Source organism: Megamonas funiformis (assembly GCF_010669225.1).
Taxonomy (GTDB): domain Bacteria; phylum Bacillota; class Negativicutes; order Selenomonadales; family Selenomonadaceae; genus Megamonas; species Megamonas funiformis.
The window spans coordinates 2,382,154-2,403,397 of sequence record NZ_CP048627.1; the positions used below are offsets into that span (position 1 = coordinate 2,382,154).

Sequence of the window (21,244 nt, forward strand, 5' to 3'; positions counted from 1 at the left end):
CAAATTAACTTAAAATACTATTTAAAAAACAGCTTTAATTTCACCAATGATATCACCACGATGATTTTTCAATACAGGTGGATACATTGACAATAATTTATTATATTCTTCTTCATTAATATAATTAAAATGTTTGAGCATTGCAATTACCATTGGAGTTACTGCTGCATAGCTTCCATCTTCGATTTTAAAAGCCATACCAGATTTTAATTCACGAGAAGCTAAGCAATATACTGCATCTGCACCAATTTTAGCCAATACTCGTCCATTTGTTACTTCTGCTACTGCTTTATCAATTCTACCTGTTCCAGAAACCATCTGCGGATATGCACACATAGCATCACGAATTTTTATTGCAGCTTCTGTGTATTCGCCCCAATTTCCTTCCTCTGCATTCATCAAACGAGCATAAGCATATGCCATTTTATCAAGTGGTAAATAAAATACAGGCACACCACAACCATCAATACCAATATCCAATTCATCTTCAGGAATACCAGCTGACATAGCTACTATTTGATGAATGATTTTTTGAGCTTCATGGTCTGGTTTTATATAATCTTCCACCGGTATATTCAACAACTGACAAAGAGCTATGATTGCTGAATGTTTACCAGAACAAGGATTATGCAATGCTGATGGTTTTAAATTATTTTTTACTAATTCTTTGAAAGCTTTTCCACTCATAGGACGAGCAGAACCACAGTTTAATACTTCTTCAGTTAAACCTAATTTATGCAAAATAGATTTTACTGTTTCTACATGAATATCTTCACCGCTATGAGAAGAAGCAAGTATTGCTAATTCTTGTTGTGTTAAATTATATTGTTCAACGCCACCTAATTTTACGAACTGTAATAATTGAAAAGGTTTCGCTGCACTGCGCCAAAACATTGGTAGGTGAGCATTGCCTACTTTATCAATAATATTGCCATCAACGCCAACACAAACAGCATCGCCTCGATGAATATTTTCTACATATTTTCCTCTTGTGTAATGTAATAATTCTACACTCATTTTCTCACCTCAATAATAAAATCTTTAGATTATATTTTATCATACCATAGCACTTTATTTTTTTGTAGTAATTTATTGATTTTAAAATATCTAGCTTCTATAATTAATATGCATAGAAAAATTTTAAAAATGTGAGTTGAATGTAATGGAAATAGCTTTAATTGCTTTTTTAGCCTTCGTCATTGATTGCATAATTGGCGACCCTAATTCTAAATATCATCCTGTAGCTTTGATGGGAAAATTAATTGATATCCTCGATAAATTATTGCGTAAAGATAATGCTACTGAACCTACAAAATTAGTCTGTGGCTTTATTTTGGTGGCTATATTATTGTGCTTCAGCTATGGCATAACTTATGGCATAATCACACTTCTTGATATATTTAATTGTCCTAGTTGGCTCAATATCTTTATCCAGGCTGTAATCTTAAGCTTTATGATTTCACCAAAATCTCTAGCTAAAGCAGGCAAAGATATTTATGATGAATTAATCAATCACAATCTTGATGAAGCTCGCAAAAAAGTAAATTATATCGTAAGTCGCGATGCCAATCGCATGAATGAACAAGATATCACTCGTGCCACTGTAGAAACGGTAGCGGAAAATATTGTAGATGGTATTATCTCACCTTTATTTTATTTCTTTATCGGTGGACTACCACTCGCTGTACTTTACCGCATGAGCAATACCATGGACGCTATGATTGGCTATAAAAATGATAAATATCTTTATTTTGGCAGAACAGCTGCCCGCATTGATGATGTTTTGAATTTCATTCCTGCGCGCATAACAGGACTTTTATTAATCATTGTAGCTTTTTATTCAAAATTAAATGCCAAAGGCGCTTTAAAAATGATGATGCGTGATGCTAAAAAACATCCTAGCCCTAATGGTGGTTATACAGAAGCTACAGTAGCTGGCGCACTAGATATTCGCCTAGGCGGTATAAACTATTATTTTGGTCGTCAATCTTTCCGAGCTTATATGGGCGAAGCTATCAATGAGTTAAATGCTCAACATATTCAACAAACCATAAAATTAATGTACAATGTTTCTACTTTATTTTTAATCATTATGTGCATTGGTTATATCATAATCACAAAATATCAAGAACTTAGTCTCTAAATCATAAGTAGGTGAATAATAGATAATGCAAGATACTCAATATAAAAAAGGATTAGTAATCGTTCACACTGGAAACGGAAAAGGAAAAACTACAGCAGCTTTAGGGCTTGCAATCCGTGCATGGGGCGAAGGCTTAAAAGTTTTAATTCTCCAATTCATCAAAGGCAGTTGGAAATATGGCGAATTAAAAGCCTTAGCCAAATTTGCTCCAGATATCACAGTGAAACAATGCGGTGAAGGTTTTACTCGCCGAGGCAATACAGATATAAAAATCCATCAAGAAGCTGCTAAAAAAGCACTTCAAGAAGCCAAAATGGAAATGATAAGTAATAAATGGGATATGATTATCTTAGATGAAATAAATTATGCTATTGATTTTAATTTAGTCGATTTAAAAGATGTCTTAGATTTAATCGCCGAAAAACCTGCTGATTTACATCTCGTTATGACTGGACGAAACGCTAAAGAAGAAATCATTCAAAAGGCTAATTTAGTAACGGAAATGAAAGAAATCAAACACCCTTATAAAGAAGGCATCAAAGCCCAAAAAGGTATTGAATTTTAAATTTAAATAAAAATGCACTCCAAGGAAAAATTTTCCCATTGGAGTGCATTTTTTAATTTTTTATCTTACCTAAAATGCGATTGCAAATAATAAATAATACAATCATATATAAGCATAAAATACCAATAGATAATATGGAAATCTCTTGATTATGTGTGATAGCACGCAACAAAGTCGATGTATGCGTCAATGGCAAAGCTTCAATAAAATAATGCAGTAATAATGGCAATTTATCCGTAGAGAAAAATGTGCCACATAAAAATGACATCGGCAATAAAATATACGTATTAAATCTTGCCATATCTTCAAAAGTCTGTACTGTCATTGCTGCTGAAAAACCAATTTCAGCAAAGATGATACAATTTATAATCAATATGATTATAAATAATGGCGTAATCGCAAATTTTGCACCAAATAAATAAGCTAAAACAACGATAATAGCCGAAGAAATCATGCCACGAAGCACAGCAGCCAAAATCTTTCCTGCTACAAAAGCTATTGGTCGAATAGGTGATACTAAATATTCCTCTAAAGATTTATGATATATGCGCTCTGCATGTACAGGAGTTAAACTATTAAAAGCTATATTCATGGAATTCAAAGCCAAAATCCCTGGAACTAAAAAATCTAAATACGAACCAGTCCCTGTATTAATACTTCTACCTAAGCCCCAGCCAAAAGCCACCATATATAAAATAGGTGCTACCATACGGCTTAAGATGAATTTTATCATACGATGTTTCAAGACTACCCAGTCTCGCCAAAAAACAGTCCAAATATCATATAGCATAATCAGCTCACCGTCCTTCCTGTCAATTCTACGAAGACATCTTCTAAATTAGAATGACGTATAGTTGTCGCTACATCTAAAGTTCCAGCAAAATCTGCGCATTCTTTACGAGAATTAAAGAATTTATACTCTCTAGACTCTTCGCTATCCCATTCTACAACATATTTGCCAATTTGCTCACAAAGAGCCTTTGGCGTATCCAATTTTATTAAACTACCTTTATTTAAAATAGCCACTCTATTACATAGATTTTCTGCTTCTTCAATGTAATGTGTAGTCAAAACTACAGTAACACCATCTTTTGGCAATCGACGTATTAAATCCCAAATACGTCGGCGCACCTGTGGGTCTAAAGCCACCGTTGGCTCATCTAAAAATAAGATTTTAGGATTATGCATCAAAGCTCGCACAATCAATAAACGTCTTTTCATACCACCAGATAAACTTTTTACTTTATCATTAACTCTATCTTGAAGCTCTACATAATTTAATAATTCTTCAATGCGAGCATGGCGCTCACTTTTGGGAATGTGATGCAATCTTCCATGCAATTCCATATTTTCCCAAACAGTCAAATCCTGATCGAAATTTATATGTTGCGGTACTACTCCTATATATTTTTTTACATTTAATTCATCGCTGAATATATCTTTTCCCTTATATAAAATTTCTCCAGCTGTAGGCTTTGTAAGCATGGTAAGCATGCGAATAGTTGTCGTCTTACCTGCTCCATTTGGCCCTAAAAGCCCAAAGATTTCACCTTCATCAATCGTCAAATTTAAATCTCTTACAGCCGTTTTTTCTATATTTTTACCTTGTTTATTTTTAGAAACAAAATTTTTCTTTAGGGATTTTATTTCAAGCATATTTATTCCCCTTATTATATTAATTTTTAACTAAAGATACTGGAAAAATTATTTTATCTTCTGGATTTTGACAGTTTTGATACATCTTAGCATTCACACCAAATACTTTAGCTAAATTTTCTACATCAAGTACAGTATTTGGCTCACCTTGCTCAAATACATGTTTATCTTTCAAGATAACTATATCATCAGCATACATACGAGCATGATTTATATCGTGTAAGACCATAATCACTGTCATTTTTTCGCGTTTATTCAATTCATCTACTATCTGCATGACTTCTATTTGATGAGCAATATCTAAATAAGTAGTTGGCTCATCTAATAATAAAATCTTTGGCTGTTGAGCAAGTGCCATTGCAATCCATGTACGCTGTCTTTCACCGCCAGATAAAGTGCTGACTAAGCGATGAGAAAAAGATGTAATATGCGTTTTTTCCATTGCTTCTTCAATAACCGCTTGCTCTTTTCTACTATTCAATGATTTAAACATGGAGCGATAAGGAAATCTGCCATAACTCACAAGCTCTTTTACCGTCAAATCTGTTGGTGTTGTCGCTCCCTGTGGTAATATTGCCATTTTCTTCGCTAGATTTTTTCTGGATAAATGCAAAATATTTTCTCCATCAATCAAGATTTCGCCTTTATATTGACGATTTAATCCTGAGATAGCTTTTAATAAAGTCGATTTACCACAACCGTTTGGCCCTATGATAGCTGTCTTTTTTTCAGCTTTAAAATCAATATTAATTCCATCTAAAATCAATTTATCATATATTTTTATCATTAAATCAGATACTTTTAAATTAACCATATCAAAGCTCCTTTCTAAGTAAAAATAAAAAGAATGGAGCTCCTAATATCGCCATGAAAATTCCCACAGGCAATTCCAGTGGAGCAAATGCTACACGGGCGAAAGTATCACTATAAGTAACTACAGCTATTCCCAAAAGTGCCGACGAAGGTATCAAATAGCGATAATCTGAACCTACAAGCAAACGAGCTGTATGTGGCACTATAAGTCCTACAAAACCTAATAAACCTGCTACAGATACAGCACTTGCTGCCAATAATGCTCCTATAGCAGTCAAATAAATGCGTGTTAATTCTACATTAACCCCTAGAGCCTTTGCTATATCATCACCCAATTGCAAAATATTTAAATGGCGTGAACCCAACATTGCTAAAATAAATCCAATTAAAGCATAAGGCCAAATAATATCTACATGTGGCCATGAACGAGCCGATAAGCCCCCTACCATCCACATCAAAGCACCATGTATTCTATCACTATATAAAACTAAAATAGCGGAAATACCTGCACCTAAAAATGCTGATACTGCCACCCCTGCTAAAATAATACGCAACGGTCTTATACCATTTTTCCATGCCAATAAATAAATGCAAATAGCTGCAATCATAGCACCAACAAAAGCTATAGGCGTTATTAGATATTCCATAGCAGGAAATAATACAATCACTAAAATACCTGTAAGCCCTGCCCCAGAAGAAATCCCTATGATATGTGGATCAGCTAAAGGATTTTTCATCACAGCTTGTAAAATAGCTCCTGCCATAGCCAAATTCATGCCTACTAATCCTGCTACTATCGTTCTTGGCAATCTAATATTATATAAAATCTGCTGATGAGGACTATTTACACCATCGATAAAAATATTTTTCAATTCACTTATTGGAATAGCTACTGCTCCACTTATTATACTGCATATAATGCCCGAGCAAGCTAAAATGGCGAATACTATCATCATTAGTATTCGCCATTTATTAATCGCTATGCCAAATTTTGTGGTTTGTAAAACTTCTTGTTTTTGCATAGTCATATCAATTCACCATCAATTAAATTTATCTGGATAAACAAGCTTAGCCATAGCTTCAACCGCTTCTGGATAATGAATGCCTGGACTTAGTAAAAATAATTCCTGTGGCAAGAAATATACTTTCTTTTCTTTTACTGCTGGAAGAGTCTGCCATGCTGGATTATTTTCTACATTCTCCATCATAGATTTCTTTATAGTTTCTAGTTTTCCCATACTTGTAACAAAGATAACATCTGGATTTGCTGATACTAATGTTTCCAAACTATATGGCGCAGAAGTTGGATTGCTTTCCAGTGGAGTCAATCCCTTAGCAATATTTTCAAATTCCAAAATCTCTGCCGTTGAACCTGCAATACTACCTTCTAATTGTACAGTTACATTTTGAGCTGTACTATGTAGTATCGCTATACGTTTATGTTCATTTGGCAATTTGGCTTTTATTTCTGCTATTTTATTATCCATATCTTGTATCAAAGTTTTGGCTTTATCGGTATTTCCTGCAATCTGTCCTAAAACATCTACAGTATGTTTTACTTGGTCATACGTACGCATTTCAAGAACAACTACAGGAATACCATTTTCTTCAAATGTAGATACAAATTTATCATTCATACCCTTATAAGCAATTACTAAATCTGGTTGAGCTTCTATTACTTTCTCAATATTAATATTATAGACATTTCCTACTTGTGGTAGATTTTCATCTTCTTTGGGAATACCTGTTTTTGCTGATACCCTAGCCACTATTTTTCCATCAACAGCATGAAGTGGCTCTAAAAAAGATGCTGATAATGGTACTATTCTTTCTGGTTTTTTCGTCAAAACTACTTGTCTATCAGCATCATCTGTAATAGTTAAATAACTATCAGTTCCACTCGAAGCATTTTTTTCCTCTGTTTGACTACCACAACCAACTAATATTACTGAAAAACATATTACTAAAGCTAATATACAAAACAAACCATTTAATTTTTTCATAGTAACATTATCTAAGGCAATTAAATACCTTTACTCCTTCTAGTCAAAATAGTTGATAAATAATTTAATTTTTTATCTTTTTGAGCTTGTAAGTCATTTATAATTTCTTCATCTGGAAGACCACAACGGCTTACAAGTACAGCATTATCCACCATATCATTTTCAGCTAAAGCATCTACTACTTCAGGATAATTTTTATAAACTTTCATCATTACCACATTATTAGAAACAGCTAAAGCTTTATCAATAGTTTCTTTATCAGCAGTTGCTGGAATTACACTGATGATATCATTGCCTTCAACTAAAGGATAACCTAATTTACTACCAATCGCACAAAATGCTGGCACACCTGGGATAGTTTCAATATTTATATCTTTTTCTTTTGCTAAAAGACGATATACATAAATATATGTACTGTAAAACATTGGATCGCCTAATGTTAAAAATACTACATTTTTTCCAGCTTGTAATAAAGCTAAAATCTCTTCTTTATTTTTCTGCCATGCATCAGTAGTTTCAAAATTAACTACCATTGGAAAAACTTGATATACAATTTCAATATCATCTTTTAAATAAGGTTTAGCTATGCTTAAAGCTACGCTACCATCTTTTTTTTCTGTTTTTGGTGCAATGAGTACATCAGCTTTTTCAATAGCTTTAATAGCTTTCATTGTCAATAATTCTGGGTCTCCAGGACCTACACCAATACCATAAAAAGTTCCTGCCATGATTAAAAATCCTCCTGCATAAAAAGGTATGTGACAAAATTTGCCACATACCTTACTGTATTACATTTTGCATATTTTAGTAGAAACTAAATTACTTAATAAAATAATGCTCTTATTTATTTTACACTTGGCATATAAAAGCGTCAAGCATACAGGATTTATTCAAAATCTATTATTTTTCTGCTTCAAGAGCGTTCCATGCTTCATTTGCTCTATCTACAAATAATTGACGAACGTTTTGGTTTTCACCAAGACCATGAATGTATGCGTCTACTTTAATACCTTCTTTTTCTAAGATGGATTTATGAGAATCTTCTTCTGCACCAGCCATATCATTATTTGCATGATCACCTGCAACCATCATAAGAGGCATCATTGTAACATGATTGATACCTTTTGCTTTTAATTGAGGAATAATATCTTCAAGAGATGGCCAGCCTTCAACTGTATAAATCATTACTTTACCATCATAAAGTTTATTTAAACGATCTTGCATTACAGAATAATAAGCATTAGATGGATCTGGTGTACCATGTGCCATCACTAATACTGCATCTTTTTTACCTAATTTTGGCATTTGAGAACCAATTGCTTGCATTACTGCTTCAACGTCATCTCTTTGACCTTCTTGACCCATCCAATACATAAGAGGTGTACCAATAGTCATTTTTTTGAATTGTGTTTTATAGATATCATATACAGCTGTTTTATAAGCATATTCCATACCAGGAATGATATCTAAGGAAGTAAGTGCTATACGATTATAGCCTTCAGCTTTTAATTGAGCTAATGCTTCTTCTGGTGTAGGAATAGTAATACCTTCATTTGCTTTTACACGGTCAATAATAATATGAGAAGTAAATGCTAATACAACTTTTGTATTTGGATGTGCTTTTTGAATTTCTTCTACAGTAGCTTCAATTGTTTTTGCACGAGTATCTTTGTATGTTGTACCAAAGCTCATTACTACAATAGCATCTTTATTTGGAGCTTTTTGAAGTTCTGCATCAGTTGTATTATATGTACGTACACCGATTTCAGAAGCTTGTAAAAGTGCAGGAGTTGCTGTTTTTACTTCTGGATTTAAACTATATCCTGCTGCAAAAGATGTTGCAGATACTCCTGTTAAAGCTACACATGCCATAGATGCGATTAACATTTTTTTCCAATTAGATTTCATAATATCGTTCCTCTCTTAATTTATTTATAATGTCCTAAATTTGATATTTAAATAAATATTAAATACTTCATCTATTCGATTATAAAGTCATTATTGAGTATCACTTATTTCCATGAGAATATTATGGCTTATAGATAAAAAAAATCTCTACAAAATAAATATTCTTGTAGAGATAGTGTTTACTATAATAAATCTCCTACCTATCTCTCGCAGGTCATAACGGTGATTGACAAATAGGCAGTTCTTCTGACTCAAGTTCATCGCTTCTTCAAGCCTTCCCAAGAAATATCTCAGTGACATAAATTTGAAGTTGCTCACTTTCACAGCGGCGGGACCGTAGCAGCTTTTACTGCTTTCTCTATTAAGCCCAAAAGGGGCACCTATTCCACTCAATAAATATAAAATTGTTAGAAAAATAATTTCATTTTTACAATAACACTTAAGAATATATCTGTCAAGACATTATTTATGTTCATCTACCATAGTCTCTGTAGCCAAACCAAATTTAGTTATCCCCGCAGCTTTAAATTTATCTAATAATACCATAATTTTTCCATAATCTACATTTTCATCAGCACGAATTACTACAGCAAAATTATTATTTTCTTCATATTTTTCTTTTGCACCTTGAAGTAATGTATCTTCATCTATCAATTTATTTTCTAAATACAAAGTGCCATCAGCTTTCATAGTGACTAAATAATTAACATTTGTCTGACTTTGGGCATTTTGCACCTTAGGCATATTTACAGGAATAGTTTTTAAATCCACCATGTATAGCGTGCTGAGCATAAAAAATACCAATAAGAAAAACATAATATCAATCATTGGTATAATCATGACTTCAGGCTTAGAAAACGCTCTTCTATCTTTTAAACGCATTGTTATTCACCTCTAGTTATATAACCTTCAATTAGTGAAAAAACCTGTTCCATATCAGTTACGATACGGTCTATTCTCTGCACAAAATATGCATGAATAGCCAAAGAAACAATAGCTACACAAAGTCCTGTAGCTGTTGCGATTAATGCTTCACCTACACCCCCAGTGATAGCAATAGCTTGACCTTCTTCTAAATTAAATACGCTAAAAGCTGAAATCATACCAATTATTGTCCCCAATAAACCTAACAAAGGAGCCATAGTGACAATTACATTTAAATAATAAAGTCTTTCTCTAAATTTAGAAATACTTATCCCTGATTGAACTTCCAACAACATCATCAAATTAATATTTTTATTTTGCATTTTATTGAAAGCAAAATCGACTAAAGAAGCTAAATCCCCCTTGCTATTTTGTGCTAAATTTCTAGCTTCTTCAATTTTATTATTAATCATCAATTTATAAAAATTCTGTGCAAAAGCTCTTCCTGAATCAGCTTTCATAAAATATAATAAACGTTCTATACCAATAGTGATAATAAAAATTGAGCATATTAATAATATGTACATTACTAATCCGCCCTTATGAAAATACTCTACACCTTGCATCAATAAGTCCATGAAAAGACCTCCTATAAAAATCTCACTTCTTGTATTATAATTTATTCATACTAATAATAAGCTTATCAAATATAGCTGTCAAACCTAAAATCAAAAAAATTAACAATTAAGGAAGTGCTTTTATGTTTACTACAAAAGTCCAAGTCGCCCATCATGATATGCAGGATTTTATTTCTAATTATCAAGACATAGACAAATTTTTGACTTATTGCCAACAATGTAATAATTATAATCATAAATGGTCTTGTCCACCACTTAGCTTTAATCCTAAAACTTATTTGAGCCAATATAAATCTATTTATTTAGTGGCTGTACAAATAAATTACAGTGAAGATACTATAAATAGCTTAACTACTAAAGAAGAAATTAGTACATTTACTCGCAAAACTTTGCGCAAACTAAAAAATGAAATAGCTACTGCTCTACTAAATTTAGAAAATGATAATACAATTTCCTTATCTTCTGGTGGCTGTAGTTACTGTTGCAAATGCAGTAGAACTGTTAATCAACCTTGTAAAAAACCAGATAAAATGCGTCATTCTCTTGATTCTTTTGGCGTAGATTTAGGAAAAGTAATGGAAGATATATTTAATATAAAATTACTTTGGGGCTTAGATAAATTACCAAAATATCATGTATTAATTCATGCTTTAATCTCTAACGAAACTATTTCTGCTACAACTATATCTGACATAATAAGCAAAAACAGCGTATAACTATAATAGTTATACGCTGTTGTTTTAAAAAATATTCTTTCCCCCTCAGTTAAGGGAAAATATATAAAGTTATGGGGGAAAGAGAGAGAGTTAACAAATTATTTTAATTTCCACATAATGTCGGAAAGCATGAGCTGATCTTTAAATTTATCCATATCTAAGTCTTTAGTGATATGAACGAATTCAATACCCATCATATTAGCCCAATCGCGAAGTTGTTCAGCAGTTACAGTGTAGCTGATAACGCTATGATGTGCACCACCTGCTAAAATCCAAGCTTCACCAGCTTCTTCAAGGCTTGGCATTGGTTTCCACATTACACGAGCTACAGGAAGATTTGGCATTGGCATAATAGGTTTTACGCATTCTACATCGTTAACGATAAGACGCATTCTACCACCCATATCTACAAGAGTAGCTACAATAGCACCGCCTGCTTTACCTTCAAATACAAGACGAGCTGGAGCATCTTTGCCACCAATTCCAAGTTCATGAACTTCAATTTTTGGAGTTCCTTCTGCAACGCTAGGGCAAACTTCGAGCATATGTGCACCAAGGTTATAGCTATCTTCGCCATCTTTACCGAAATGATAAGTGTAGTCTTCCATTAAAGCAGTACCTTTATCAACGCCCTGTGCCATAGTTTTCATAACTGCAGTGAGGCAAGCAATTTTCCAATCACCTTCTGGACCGAAACCATATCCTTGACCTGTTAAATCTTGAGTTGCAAGACCTGGAAGTTGATCCATACCATAAAGGTCTTCAAATGTATTTACAAAACCATCTGCTTTGTTATCTTCTAAGAATTTTTTGATAGCAACTTCAACTTTTGCTTGATAACGTACAGATGCAATGTTATCTGTATTCATTTCATATTTAGTTTGATATTCAGCAACTTGAGCATCAATTTGTTCTTCAGTTACTGCGTTGATGTACTGTACTAAATCTCCTACTGCATGAGTATTTACAGACCAACCAAATTTGATTTCTGCTTCTACTTTATCGCCTTCAGTAACAGCAACATTTCTCATGTTATCGCCAAAGCGAATAACTTTTAAATCAGCACTAGCGATTACGCCAATTGCAGTACGCATCCAAGTTGCGATTTTGTTTTGAACAGCTTCTGTTTCCCAATAACCAACAACAATTTTACGAGCAAGACGCATACGAGTACCAATGAAACCATGTTCACGGTCACCATGTGCAGACTGATTTAAGTTCATGAAATCCATATCGATTTCTTCATTTGGAATTTCTCTATTATATTGTGTATGAAGGTGAAGATATGGTTTTTGTAATTTTTTAAGACCTCTAATCCACATTTTGGATGGGGAGAAAGTATGCATCCATGTGATAATACCAGCACAAGTATCATCATAGTTTGCATCCATTACAAATCTATCGATTACTTCAGCAGTAGTACCTACAGCTTTAAATTCAATTTTTGCAGGAAGTTTGCCAGAAGCATTTAAGCCTTCTACCATTTTTTTAGCGTCTTCTTCAACAGCTTTTAAAGCTTCTGGGCCATATAAGAACTGGCTACCTACGATAAACCAAAATTTGTAGTCTTGTAATTTTTTCATAAAAAAACAACTTCTTTCCTTAAAAATATAACTTATATTATTACTTGCAAATAATTCTATTATAATCTGTTGTATATTTAATATTACCATTTGTTTGAAAATTGTAATATATAATTGTCATACAACATGGTTTTATTATAGCATGTATGTTATACAAATTTCAATAGGCAAAAACATAAAATTTATAAAAATTTTTTCAATCTTTTCAACAATTCCACTATATAAATAATTTTTATAGTCATCTTTATCTATATAAAGGAAATTATTTTTTTGCCAATCTTTTTCCTAAATAAAAAAATTCAAAAAAATTTAAAATTATTTGCAATAAGCACTTGTCAAATAAAAAAAACTATAGTACAATTCTTTTTGTCAACATATCATACAACTTCATTAAATTGTTTAAATTAGTATGATATTTATAATTGTCTGTTAATTCTATAATAAAGAAAAGGTAGGTTTTATCTCATGTCCACAGCTATTGACACTGAAGCGCTTCAACAAAGTAAACATATGCGCAAATTAGTATCTGTTGCAGCCGGTATGGCTGGTTTGTTGTTTGGTCTTGATATTGGGGTAATCGCTGGTGCATTGCCATTCATTACAGACCAATTATCACTCACAAGCCAAATGCAAGAATGGATCGTAAGTTCTATGATGTTTGGTGCGGCTATTGGTTCTATTATTACTTTATGGATTTCATCTAAATTAGGTCGTAAAAAATCTATTTTAACAGCAGGTCTCTTATTTATTATTGGTTGTTTTGGTTCTTCATTCGCTCCTAATTATGAAATTTTATTAATCTCTCGTATAATCTTAGGTTTCTCCATTGGGGTTGCTTCTTATGTAGCACCACTTTATCTTTCTGAAATGAGTGAAAAAGAACATCGTGGTCGTTTGATTTCTATGTATCAGCTCATGATTAACTTCGGTATCGTTATCGCATTCATCTCTGATACACTTCTTGCTCCAACAGAAAGCTGGAGACTTATGCTTGGTATCATCAGTATCCCTGCATTCTTATTAATAATCGCTGTTGCTAAATTACCAGATAGCCCACGTTGGCTCGCTTCTAAAGGTTTTACAACTGAAGCTCAAAAAGTACTTAACGTTCTTCGTGGTAACAAAGAAAAAGCTCATGAAGAACTCCAAGATATCACAGATAGCTTAAAAGTTAAACAAGCTGGTTTCTCTTTATTCAGAGCAAATAAAAATGTTCGTCGTGTTGTTTTCCTTGGTATGTTCTTACAGTTCATGCAACAATTCACTGGTCAGAACATCATCATGTATTATGCTCCAAAAATCTTCAGTCTTGCTGGTTTTGAAAGCCACACAGACCAAATGTTCGCTACTATCTTAGATGGTATGACATTCGTTATCTTCACTTGGATTTCCATGCAGTTCATTGATAAAACTGGTCGTAAAATCGCACTTAAAATTGGTTTCGGTATCATGGCTTTAGCTCTTATCGTTCTTGGCTGGTGCCTCATGCAGTTTGAAGGCGGAAATACAGCTCAATGGATTTCTTACACTGCTGTTGGTATGACAATTCTTTCTATTGCTGGTTATGCTATGAGTGCTGCACCTGTTATCTGGATTTTATGCTCTGAAATTCAACCTCTTAAGAGCCGTGACTTCGGTATAGCTTGCTCTACTACTACAAACTGGGTATCCAATATGATTATCGGTGCTACATTCCTTTCCCTTCTCGAAGGTATTGGTTCCGCTCAAACATTCTGGTTATATGGTATTTTGAACGTAATCTTCATTTTCTGCACAATCTACATTGTTCCAGAAACAAAAGGTGTTTCTCTTGAAAAAATTGAAAGCAATCTTATGGAAGGTAAAAAACTTCGCGATATTGGTTGCTAATGTTGCTAATAATGAGATAAGTTCAAGGAGGAAAATATTATGTTAATTACAATAGGTCGTCAATATGGTGCTGGCGGACGCGAAGTAGCAGAAATTCTAGCTAAAGAACTTCAAATCCCTCTTTATGATAGAAAATTAGTTGCTTTGATTGCTGAACATCTTGAAAAAGGTTGTAAATTAGAAGAATTAAATCTCACTTATACTAATCTTTATGGTGATGAATCTCCATATGAACATATCTTTGATAATGTTGTTCAAAATGATGATATGTTTATGTTTAAACCTCAATCTAACGCTATAAAACAATTAGCTGATTACTATAAATCTGGTATTTTTGTAGGTCGTTGTGCTAATTATATCTTAAATGACTATAATGCTTATAGCTTCTTTATCGTTGCTGACGATGATTTCAGAACTACTAGAGGTCAACTTGTTTATCATAAATCTTTATCTGAATTAAAAAAAGAAGACCAAAAACGTGCTTCTTACTATAATTACTATACAGGACTTAACTGGGGCGAACCTAAAGATTATGATTTAATAATCAATATAGCTCGTACAGGCATTGAAGGTGCTGTAAAAGTTATTAAAGAATACGTTGCTAATAATCCTAAATAATCTTGCTTGACATCAACACTCCTTTTATGTTAAAGTATCATATCTTTTTCATAAAAGGAGTGTTTTTTATGCCTTATGGTGTCCTAGCTGATATTTTTTGCATTATTCTTAGAGGTATTATCGGTCCTAATTTGAATATTAAAATTACATATAAGTATAGAGAACCTCTAATTAAAATTTTCGGCATAAGTGCTTTAGCTATCGGTATTGTATCTTTTATTAAGGTAAATTGTTTACCTTGTGTTATTTTAGCTTTAATTTTAGGATTTATATTAGGAGAATTTTTCGATTTAGATACTAAATTAAAAAATTTACTAGCTAAAATAATCTATAAATTAAATTTTAAGCATAAATTTAAAAATGAAGAAAAAAAATCTATATATGGATTTTTACTTATTAGTCGCTGCTACTTTTTGCGCTAGTGGCACTAATATCTTTGGTGCATTTAATGAAGGTCTATCTGGTGATGCTACGATTTTATTTTCCAAAGCTGTAATTGATATTTTCGCCTCTATCATATTTGCCACTAGATTGGGCTATCCTATGCTTTTGATTACTATACCTCAATTTATCATCATGGGCGGTCTTTTCTTTTGTTCGCAATTTTTAATGGTATTTATCTCTAATACTATGATTTTAGATTTTATCTCTATCGGTGGATTATTGACTATTATTTTAAGCTTGAATATGATTGGCATTTCTATTGTCAGCATTGTTAATATCTTGCCTGCTCTTGTCATTATTTTCCCTATATCTTATTTATTTTCTTTTATTTTTCTATAATATTTTTCTATAAAAAAAGCGAGTCATATGACTCGCTTAAAATGTTTTTACAGATTCTCTTTCTACTAGATTTGGTGGGAATTTCACACTGACATTCAAACTTGGATTTTCCATCAGTTTTAAAAGTTGTATAGCCACTGTTTTTCCCATTTCTTTCTTAGGATGAGCAAAAGTTGTTAAACCAATAGCTGACTCTAATTCCAAATCATCAAAACTTATGATCGAAATATCATCTGGTATTTTTTTATCAATCTTAGTAAATAAATCGACTAAATATCTTGCTATCTGGTCATTATAACAAATAATGGCTGTAGCATCATTTAGACGTCTTAAGATTTCACGGTCTAATTCACCATTCATAATAAGTTTGATATCCTCTGTTGTATACCAAAACATATTTTTTTCTGATTGCAATAAATTATGTTTTTTCAAAGCATTAATCGCACCTGAATAACGCAATTGACCTTGCATATCATCAGATTTAAAAATACCAGCAATTTTTTCATGACCATGTTTTATGAGATATTCACCAGCAGATTGCCCTGCTAGATAATCGTCCATACGCACACTTGGTATATTCATTGGCGGATTAGTATCAGCATGGATAAACACACATGGTATTCCTGCTGATTTTATTTTTTGATAAAAATCTGTATTGATATATGGTATACCACTTTTTGATGGCTCAATAATTAAGCCATCAATATTGTTTTTCAACATAGTATCTAAAATATATGCTTCTTTTTCCACTCTATTATAGGTAAAAGCTAACTGCATGAAATAGCCGTTTTTAGTCAATACTTTCTCTATTCCTTGTACAATACTTGGGAAAATATAATCATCTAAATAAGTTAGAACAACACCTATATTTCTTGTTTTTTTCTTTATTGCTGATTTTGAAGCACATACATATGTTCCGCTACCACGTCTTCTCTCTAGCAATCCTTCGCTTTCTAGTACACTAGTTGCCTGTCTTACTGTTTGACGACTAATTGAGAATTTTTTTCCCAACTCATTTTCAGAAGGCAATCTCATGCCTACACTAAATTCTCCGCTTAAAATTTGCTCTCTTATCCAATTCATTAAATCTATATATTTCGGAGCATCTGCCGTTGCCATTTCCACACCGTCCTTCCTTTTATAAATATAACAACTTCTTTTTTTATATTTATATGTGTATCTATATAGTTTACCAAATAACCTCTATATAATACAACTAATATCCTAAAATACAACTTTTATTACTACATATTATCTAATAACATTTCACCTACGCTATCATACAACTTTGTTGCAACATTTTTAGCATGCATAGTTGCTGAATTTAAACTATATCCTTCAAATTCTTTTATCATAGGCACATCATTTTGAGCATCGCCTATTGTTAAAACCTGTTCAAAGCATTTATCTTTTTGTAAATTCAATAATTCTTTGACTCCTTGAGCTTTATTTATTCCCTTAGCACATATATCTATACAATTTAAATTCATATTAGCTAAGAAAGCTCCTTCAAATTCATTATTTATACGTTTAGCATAATTGTTAGCAATTTCTTCTGTCTCATAGGCTAAACTAATTTGTATTACATTCATTTCAGATAAAGCTTGTTCTACAGTTATTTTTTGAATGATATCTTGATTTTTATATTTTTCAGACTCAAAATACTTTAATAACTGTGATTTAGGGCTATTTATCGTTGTTCTCATTTTTTCTGTTGATGAAAATAAAATATGCCAACTTTCTTTGGCAATATCACTATGAACAAGTTTTTCTAATTGTATTTTATCTAGAGGAAATGATTTTATTAATTTTAAATTCTTATCAAAAATTGTTCCACCATTATTACAAATTACAAAATCATAAGTAAGCTCTTGATTATTTACTTCATGCATTAAAGAATGAACATCTCTACCACTACATAAAACAAAGATATTGCCTTTGCATCTCCATTCATTTACAGCTTCTATATTTATTTGCGGTATGATATCTTCATGGTGAAAATATAATGTCCCATCAAAATCACTAAATGCAATCTTCACTAAAAACGCCTCACTTTTAATTCATTCCAATACTTTATATTATAAAAAAAAAGCAGACAAAAGTCTGCTTTTTCTTTTTATATTTTATCTATCAAAATGTTTTTGCCATTGATGATGGAAAGAACCTTCTCTATCAATGCGTTTATACGTATGAGCACCAAAATAATCTCTTTGAGCTTGAATAAGATTTGCACCTACAACTTTTGTACTCAAACCATCAATATAAGAAATTGCATTGGCAAAAGCTGGTACTGGTACACCTGCTAAAATAGCTTTAGCTACAATTTTTCTTAAACATTGCTGATTATTTTTTACTTTTTCAGCAAAGAATTCATTTTCAATTAAATTATCTAAATTAGGTTCTTGCTGATAAGCATTAGTTATATTATTTAAAAATCTCGCTTGAATGATACAACCAGCTCTGAAAATAGAAGCAATATCACCTAAGTTTAAATTCCAATCATATGTTTCAGAAGCACTTTTATAAAGAGCAAGACCTTGAGCATATGCTGCAATTTTAGCTGTATATAAAGAGCGTCTTACATCTTCTACAAAATCTGCATCAATTTCTACAGGTAATACTTTTTTCAAACCACTTTCTGCTAATTGTTGACGTTTTTCATAGAAAGAACTGATATTTCTAGCATTGCAAGCACTTGTCATAATAGATGTATTCACACCTTGTTCTAAAGCAGCTAAACTTGTCCAACGACCTGTACCTTTTTGCCCTGCACTATCTAAGATTTTATCTACTAATTCGCCTTCGCCTAAATCATCTTTTTCTTTAAAGATATCTGCTGTAATACCAATTAAGAAGCTATTTAATTCACCTTGGTTCCATTCATTGAAAATATCTGCAATCTGAAAATTTTCATATCCACTAACATGTTTTAATAATAAATAAGCTTCAGCAATAAGTTGCATATCTGCATATTCAATACCGTTATGCACCATTTTTACATAATGACCTGCACCATTTTCACCAATATATGTGCAACAAGGTTTACCATCTTCAGCTTTAGCGGAGATAGCTTCTAAAACTTCTTTGATTTCTTTATAGCTTTCTTTATTACCACCTGGCATTAATGCTGGGCCATTGAGTGCTCCCTCTTCACCGCCAGATACACCAACACCAAAATATTTAAATCCTTTAGAAGTTACATATTCATATCTTCTTTGTGTATCTTTAAAGAAGGAATTACCACCGTCCATGATGATATCTTCTTTATCTAAATAAGGTAAAAGACTTTCAATTACACTATCTACTGCTTTACCTGCTGTTACCATGATAAAGAATTTACGAGGACGAGTCATACCTTCCACTAAAGATTTTACATCATAAAAAGCTGTTATATTATCATGTGGATGATTTTTAACAAAAGCTTCTGTTAAATCTGGAGTGTAATTATATACGGCTACTTTGAAATTATGATTTGCCATATTTAAAGCTAAACAGCTTCCCATTACACCCATACCAATAACTGCTATATTTGATTTCATAAATTTTATTTTCCCCCATTAAAAATTAAAAAAATATATCTATATTGTACAACTGTCTATCAAAAAAAGCTACCAATAAGGTAGCTTTTTTATTTTTCTCGTACAATATATTATCGCATGTCTAAAATTCAGCTACTAAATTATTCATAAAATACAATTATCTTCTTTATTTATAATTTATTTGCATAAAATCTTCAAAAACTATCAAAATAAGATTGCATTTAAAATCATTACACCAATAATACCTGCAACGGAAATAATAGTTTCTAAAGCACACCATGTGCGAATTGTTCCCTTTATAGTTAAACCAAAGAACTCTTTAAATAACCAAAATCCTGGGTCATTTGGTGGACTGAAAATTACACTACCTGCACCAACTGCCAATACCATAAGTTCTGGACTTACACCAGTGAGTGGAATTAAAGGTGCTACGATACCACCTGCTGTGAGTGCTGCTACAGTTGCAGACCCAACAGAAGTTCTGATAACAGCAGCAATCAACCATGCCATCAATAATGGAGACATATCTGAACCATGAATTAAACTACCGATATATGTTCCCAATCCACTATCAATTAAAATCTGTTTTAAAACACCGCCACCTGCAACAACAAGTAAAATCATCGCAATAGTTTTTACTGCATCTTCTACGCTTGTCATTATTTCTTTCATGGATTTTCCACGATTTAAGCCAAAAGTAAAAATGGCAATGATTACAGAAATAGTAAGCGCTATATCTGGATTTCCTAAAAATACTAAAATATGGTAAATATTATACGTATCATCTAAAGTCATCTTTACAATAGCAGAAGCTGCCATCAATACTACTGGTACTAATGCAGTAAAAATACTAATTGCAAAAGAAGGCATTTCATCTTCTTTGAAAATTTTAGGATTGTATAAACCTTTTGGAATTTCCGGTTTCAAATCTTTAACAAAATTATAATAAAGTGGTCCTGCTAAGATAACTGTTGGCACTGCAATGATAAAGCCATAAATCAAAGTAGTCCCTAAATCTGCATTAAAAATAACTGCAATCGCTGTTGGCCCTGGATGTGGTGGTAAAAATCCATGTGCTACAGATAAAGAAGCTGCCATCGGAATACCAACTTCTAAAAGATTAACCTTTGCTTCCGCTGCAATCGTAAATACTAATGGAATTAAAAGTACAAAGCCGATTTCATAAAAAAGTGCAATACCTACGACAAAACCTGTTAAGCAAACAGCCCAACGAACATTTTTTACCCCGAACATAGAAATCAATGTAGTGGCAATTCTTTGTGCTCCCCCACTATCAGCCATCAATTTACCAAGCATAGCCCCAAAACTTACGACTATTGCCAGACCTCCTAATGTACCGCCTAACCCCTTAGTTATAGATGGTACGATAGCATCTACTGGTAAACCTAAAGCAAAGCCCATAAAAATTGCTACAAAAATTAAAGATAAAAAACTATTTAATTTACACTTTACAATAAGTATAAATAAAATAATAATCCCCACAGCCAATATAGCTAATGGCATAATCAAAACCCTCTCTCTTTAT

22 protein-coding genes and 1 riboswitch are annotated in these 21,244 nt (G+C 32.3%); of the genes, 7 read left to right on the plus strand and 15 right to left on the minus strand.

What is annotated here, in order from left to right:
* Nucleotides 1–21 precede the first annotated feature (21 nt).
* Nucleotides 22–1,017 (minus strand): asparaginase, encoded by a 996-nt coding sequence (locus GXM21_RS11885; RefSeq protein WP_008539407.1) that lies wholly within the window; start codon nucleotides 1,015–1,017, stop codon nucleotides 22–24.
* Between the two features lie 145 nt (nucleotides 1,018–1,162).
* On the opposite strand from GXM21_RS11885, the gene GXM21_RS11890 reads away from it, so the two are divergent.
* Both GXM21_RS11890 and cobO read left to right on the plus strand, forming a co-directional pair.
* Nucleotides 1,163–2,143 (plus strand): cobalamin biosynthesis protein, encoded by a 981-nt coding sequence (locus GXM21_RS11890; RefSeq protein WP_008539406.1) that lies wholly within the window; start codon nucleotides 1,163–1,165, stop codon nucleotides 2,141–2,143.
* Between the two features lie 25 nt (nucleotides 2,144–2,168).
* Nucleotides 2,169–2,708, plus strand: coding sequence for a cob(I)yrinic acid a,c-diamide adenosyltransferase (cobO, locus tag GXM21_RS11895; RefSeq protein WP_008539405.1), 540 nt, complete (start codon nucleotides 2,169–2,171; stop codon nucleotides 2,706–2,708).
* Nucleotides 2,709–2,760: 52 nt separating this feature from the next.
* Here cobO and GXM21_RS11900 read toward each other — a convergent pair whose 3' ends face one another.
* The 9 genes from GXM21_RS11900 to GXM21_RS11940 all read right to left on the minus strand — a co-directional run bounded on the left by GXM21_RS11900 (nucleotide 2,761) and on the right by GXM21_RS11940 (nucleotide 10,590).
* Nucleotides 2,761–3,498, minus strand: coding sequence for an ABC transporter permease (locus GXM21_RS11900; protein ID WP_008539404.1), 738 nt, complete (start codon nucleotides 3,496–3,498; stop codon nucleotides 2,761–2,763).
* Nucleotides 3,499–3,500: 2 nt separating this feature from the next.
* The gene (locus GXM21_RS11905; protein ID WP_008539403.1) at nucleotides 3,501–4,364 is read right to left on the minus strand and encodes an ABC transporter ATP-binding protein; all 864 of its coding nucleotides are present in this window, start codon (nucleotides 4,362–4,364) and stop codon (nucleotides 3,501–3,503) included.
* A gap of 19 nt (nucleotides 4,365–4,383) precedes the next feature.
* Nucleotides 4,384–5,178, minus strand: coding sequence for an ABC transporter ATP-binding protein (locus GXM21_RS11910; RefSeq protein WP_008539402.1), 795 nt, complete (start codon nucleotides 5,176–5,178; stop codon nucleotides 4,384–4,386).
* Nucleotide 5,179: 1 nt separating this feature from the next.
* A complete protein-coding gene (locus tag GXM21_RS11915; protein WP_008539401.1) occupies nucleotides 5,180–6,205 on the minus strand; it encodes a FecCD family ABC transporter permease in 1,026 nt (341 codons plus the stop codon).
* Between the two features lie 12 nt (nucleotides 6,206–6,217).
* The gene (locus GXM21_RS11920; protein WP_008539400.1) at nucleotides 6,218–7,180 is read right to left on the minus strand and encodes an ABC transporter substrate-binding protein; all 963 of its coding nucleotides are present in this window, start codon (nucleotides 7,178–7,180) and stop codon (nucleotides 6,218–6,220) included.
* A 20-nt stretch (nucleotides 7,181–7,200) separates the two neighbouring features.
* Entirely contained in the window at nucleotides 7,201–7,908 is a 708-nt protein-coding gene (gene cobI, locus GXM21_RS11925; protein ID WP_008539399.1) for a precorrin-2 C(20)-methyltransferase, read from the minus strand.
* A gap of 172 nt (nucleotides 7,909–8,080) precedes the next feature.
* Nucleotides 8,081–9,088 carry a sirohydrochlorin cobaltochelatase gene (locus GXM21_RS11930; RefSeq protein WP_008539398.1) on the minus strand — a complete coding sequence of 336 codons (1,008 nt, stop codon included), beginning with the start codon at nucleotides 9,086–9,088 and terminating at the stop codon, nucleotides 8,081–8,083.
* Between the two features lie 219 nt (nucleotides 9,089–9,307).
* Nucleotides 9,308–9,487, minus strand: a riboswitch (cobalamin riboswitch).
* A gap of 63 nt (nucleotides 9,488–9,550) precedes the next feature.
* On the minus strand, nucleotides 9,551–9,970 hold the full coding sequence (locus tag GXM21_RS11935; RefSeq protein ID WP_008539396.1) for an ExbD/TolR family protein: 420 nt from the start codon (nucleotides 9,968–9,970) through the stop codon (nucleotides 9,551–9,553).
* 2 nt (nucleotides 9,971–9,972) lie between these two features.
* Nucleotides 9,973–10,590: a MotA/TolQ/ExbB proton channel family protein gene (locus GXM21_RS11940; RefSeq protein ID WP_008539395.1), complete on the minus strand. Its 618-nt coding sequence runs from the start codon at nucleotides 10,588–10,590 to the stop codon at nucleotides 9,973–9,975.
* A gap of 122 nt (nucleotides 10,591–10,712) precedes the next feature.
* Here GXM21_RS11940 and GXM21_RS11945 point away from each other — a divergent pair, with 122 nt between their 5' ends.
* Nucleotides 10,713–11,306, plus strand: coding sequence for a DUF2284 domain-containing protein (locus GXM21_RS11945; RefSeq protein WP_008539393.1), 594 nt, complete (start codon nucleotides 10,713–10,715; stop codon nucleotides 11,304–11,306).
* 98 nt (nucleotides 11,307–11,404) lie between these two features.
* Here the strand turns inward: GXM21_RS11945 and araA are convergent, their stop codons facing one another.
* Nucleotides 11,405–12,889, minus strand: coding sequence for an L-arabinose isomerase (gene araA, locus GXM21_RS11950; protein WP_008539391.1), 1,485 nt, complete (start codon nucleotides 12,887–12,889; stop codon nucleotides 11,405–11,407).
* A 465-nt stretch (nucleotides 12,890–13,354) separates the two neighbouring features.
* On the opposite strand from araA, the gene GXM21_RS11955 reads away from it, so the two are divergent.
* The 4 genes from GXM21_RS11955 (at nucleotide 13,355) to GXM21_RS13160 (ending at nucleotide 16,159) form a co-directional block, all read left to right on the plus strand.
* Complete coding sequence (locus GXM21_RS11955) at nucleotides 13,355–14,758, plus strand: sugar porter family MFS transporter (RefSeq protein ID WP_008539389.1); 1,404 nt, start codon at nucleotides 13,355–13,357, stop codon at nucleotides 14,756–14,758.
* A 39-nt stretch (nucleotides 14,759–14,797) separates the two neighbouring features.
* On the plus strand, nucleotides 14,798–15,376 hold the full coding sequence (locus GXM21_RS11960; RefSeq protein ID WP_008539388.1) for a cytidylate kinase-like family protein: 579 nt from the start codon (nucleotides 14,798–14,800) through the stop codon (nucleotides 15,374–15,376).
* A gap of 68 nt (nucleotides 15,377–15,444) precedes the next feature.
* Nucleotides 15,445–15,798 (plus strand): DUF554 family protein, encoded by a 354-nt coding sequence (locus GXM21_RS13155; protein ID WP_008539387.1) that lies wholly within the window; start codon nucleotides 15,445–15,447, stop codon nucleotides 15,796–15,798.
* Nucleotides 15,758–16,159, plus strand: a complete 402-nt coding sequence (locus tag GXM21_RS13160) for a DUF554 family protein (protein WP_208854430.1) — start codon at nucleotides 15,758–15,760, stop codon at nucleotides 16,157–16,159. The genes GXM21_RS13155 and GXM21_RS13160 overlap by 41 nt, the downstream gene beginning before the upstream one ends.
* A 36-nt stretch (nucleotides 16,160–16,195) precedes the next feature.
* On the opposite strand, the gene GXM21_RS11970 is transcribed toward GXM21_RS13160, so the two are convergent.
* From GXM21_RS11970 to GXM21_RS11985, 4 genes are all read right to left on the minus strand, one after another.
* Nucleotides 16,196–17,278 carry a GntR family transcriptional regulator gene (locus tag GXM21_RS11970; RefSeq protein WP_008539385.1) on the minus strand — a complete coding sequence of 361 codons (1,083 nt, stop codon included), beginning with the start codon at nucleotides 17,276–17,278 and terminating at the stop codon, nucleotides 16,196–16,198.
* A gap of 125 nt (nucleotides 17,279–17,403) precedes the next feature.
* Nucleotides 17,404–18,198: an HAD-IIB family hydrolase gene (locus GXM21_RS11975; protein WP_008539384.1), complete on the minus strand. Its 795-nt coding sequence runs from the start codon at nucleotides 18,196–18,198 to the stop codon at nucleotides 17,404–17,406.
* An 84-nt stretch (nucleotides 18,199–18,282) separates the two neighbouring features.
* The gene (gndA, locus tag GXM21_RS11980) at nucleotides 18,283–19,698 is read right to left on the minus strand and encodes an NADP-dependent phosphogluconate dehydrogenase (protein WP_008539383.1); all 1,416 of its coding nucleotides are present in this window, start codon (nucleotides 19,696–19,698) and stop codon (nucleotides 18,283–18,285) included.
* 204 nt (nucleotides 19,699–19,902) lie between these two features.
* Entirely contained in the window at nucleotides 19,903–21,222 is a 1,320-nt protein-coding gene (locus tag GXM21_RS11985; RefSeq protein ID WP_008539382.1) for a gluconate:H+ symporter, read from the minus strand.
* Nucleotides 21,223–21,244: the final 22 nt, after the last annotated feature.

Coding starts and splice junctions, on each gene's coding strand:
- GXM21_RS11920 (WP_008539400.1), bottom strand. CDS start 7,180: ATGAAAAAATTAAATGGTTTGTTTTGTATATTAGCTTTAGTAATATGT.
- GXM21_RS11935 (WP_008539396.1), bottom strand. CDS start 9,970: ATGCGTTTAAAAGATAGAAGAGCGTTTTCTAAGCCTGAAGTCATGATT.
- GXM21_RS11945 (WP_008539393.1), top strand. CDS start 10,713: ATGTTTACTACAAAAGTCCAAGTCGCCCATCATGATATGCAGGATTTT.
- GXM21_RS11900 (WP_008539404.1), bottom strand. CDS start 3,498: ATGCTATATGATATTTGGACTGTTTTTTGGCGAGACTGGGTAGTCTTG.
- GXM21_RS11890 (WP_008539406.1), top strand. CDS start 1,163: ATGGAAATAGCTTTAATTGCTTTTTTAGCCTTCGTCATTGATTGCATA.
- GXM21_RS11955 (WP_008539389.1), top strand. CDS start 13,355: ATGTCCACAGCTATTGACACTGAAGCGCTTCAACAAAGTAAACATATG.
- GXM21_RS11905 (WP_008539403.1), bottom strand. CDS start 4,364: ATGCTTGAAATAAAATCCCTAAAGAAAAATTTTGTTTCTAAAAATAAA.
- GXM21_RS13160 (WP_208854430.1), top strand. CDS start 15,758: ATGGATTTTTACTTATTAGTCGCTGCTACTTTTTGCGCTAGTGGCACT.
- GXM21_RS11985 (WP_008539382.1), bottom strand. CDS start 21,222: ATGCCATTAGCTATATTGGCTGTGGGGATTATTATTTTATTTATACTT.
- GXM21_RS13155 (WP_008539387.1), top strand. CDS start 15,445: ATGCCTTATGGTGTCCTAGCTGATATTTTTTGCATTATTCTTAGAGGT.
- cobO (WP_008539405.1), top strand. CDS start 2,169: ATGCAAGATACTCAATATAAAAAAGGATTAGTAATCGTTCACACTGGA.
- gndA (WP_008539383.1), bottom strand. CDS start 19,698: ATGAAATCAAATATAGCAGTTATTGGTATGGGTGTAATGGGAAGCTGT.
- araA (WP_008539391.1), bottom strand. CDS start 12,889: ATGAAAAAATTACAAGACTACAAATTTTGGTTTATCGTAGGTAGCCAG.
- cobI (WP_008539399.1), bottom strand. CDS start 7,908: ATGGCAGGAACTTTTTATGGTATTGGTGTAGGTCCTGGAGACCCAGAA.
- GXM21_RS11910 (WP_008539402.1), bottom strand. CDS start 5,178: ATGGTTAATTTAAAAGTATCTGATTTAATGATAAAAATATATGATAAA.
- GXM21_RS11970 (WP_008539385.1), bottom strand. CDS start 17,278: ATGGCAACGGCAGATGCTCCGAAATATATAGATTTAATGAATTGGATA.
- GXM21_RS11960 (WP_008539388.1), top strand. CDS start 14,798: ATGTTAATTACAATAGGTCGTCAATATGGTGCTGGCGGACGCGAAGTA.
- GXM21_RS11915 (WP_008539401.1), bottom strand. CDS start 6,205: ATGACTATGCAAAAACAAGAAGTTTTACAAACCACAAAATTTGGCATA.
- GXM21_RS11930 (WP_008539398.1), bottom strand. CDS start 9,088: ATGAAATCTAATTGGAAAAAAATGTTAATCGCATCTATGGCATGTGTA.
- GXM21_RS11940 (WP_008539395.1), bottom strand. CDS start 10,590: ATGGACTTATTGATGCAAGGTGTAGAGTATTTTCATAAGGGCGGATTA.
- GXM21_RS11885 (WP_008539407.1), bottom strand. CDS start 1,017: ATGAGTGTAGAATTATTACATTACACAAGAGGAAAATATGTAGAAAAT.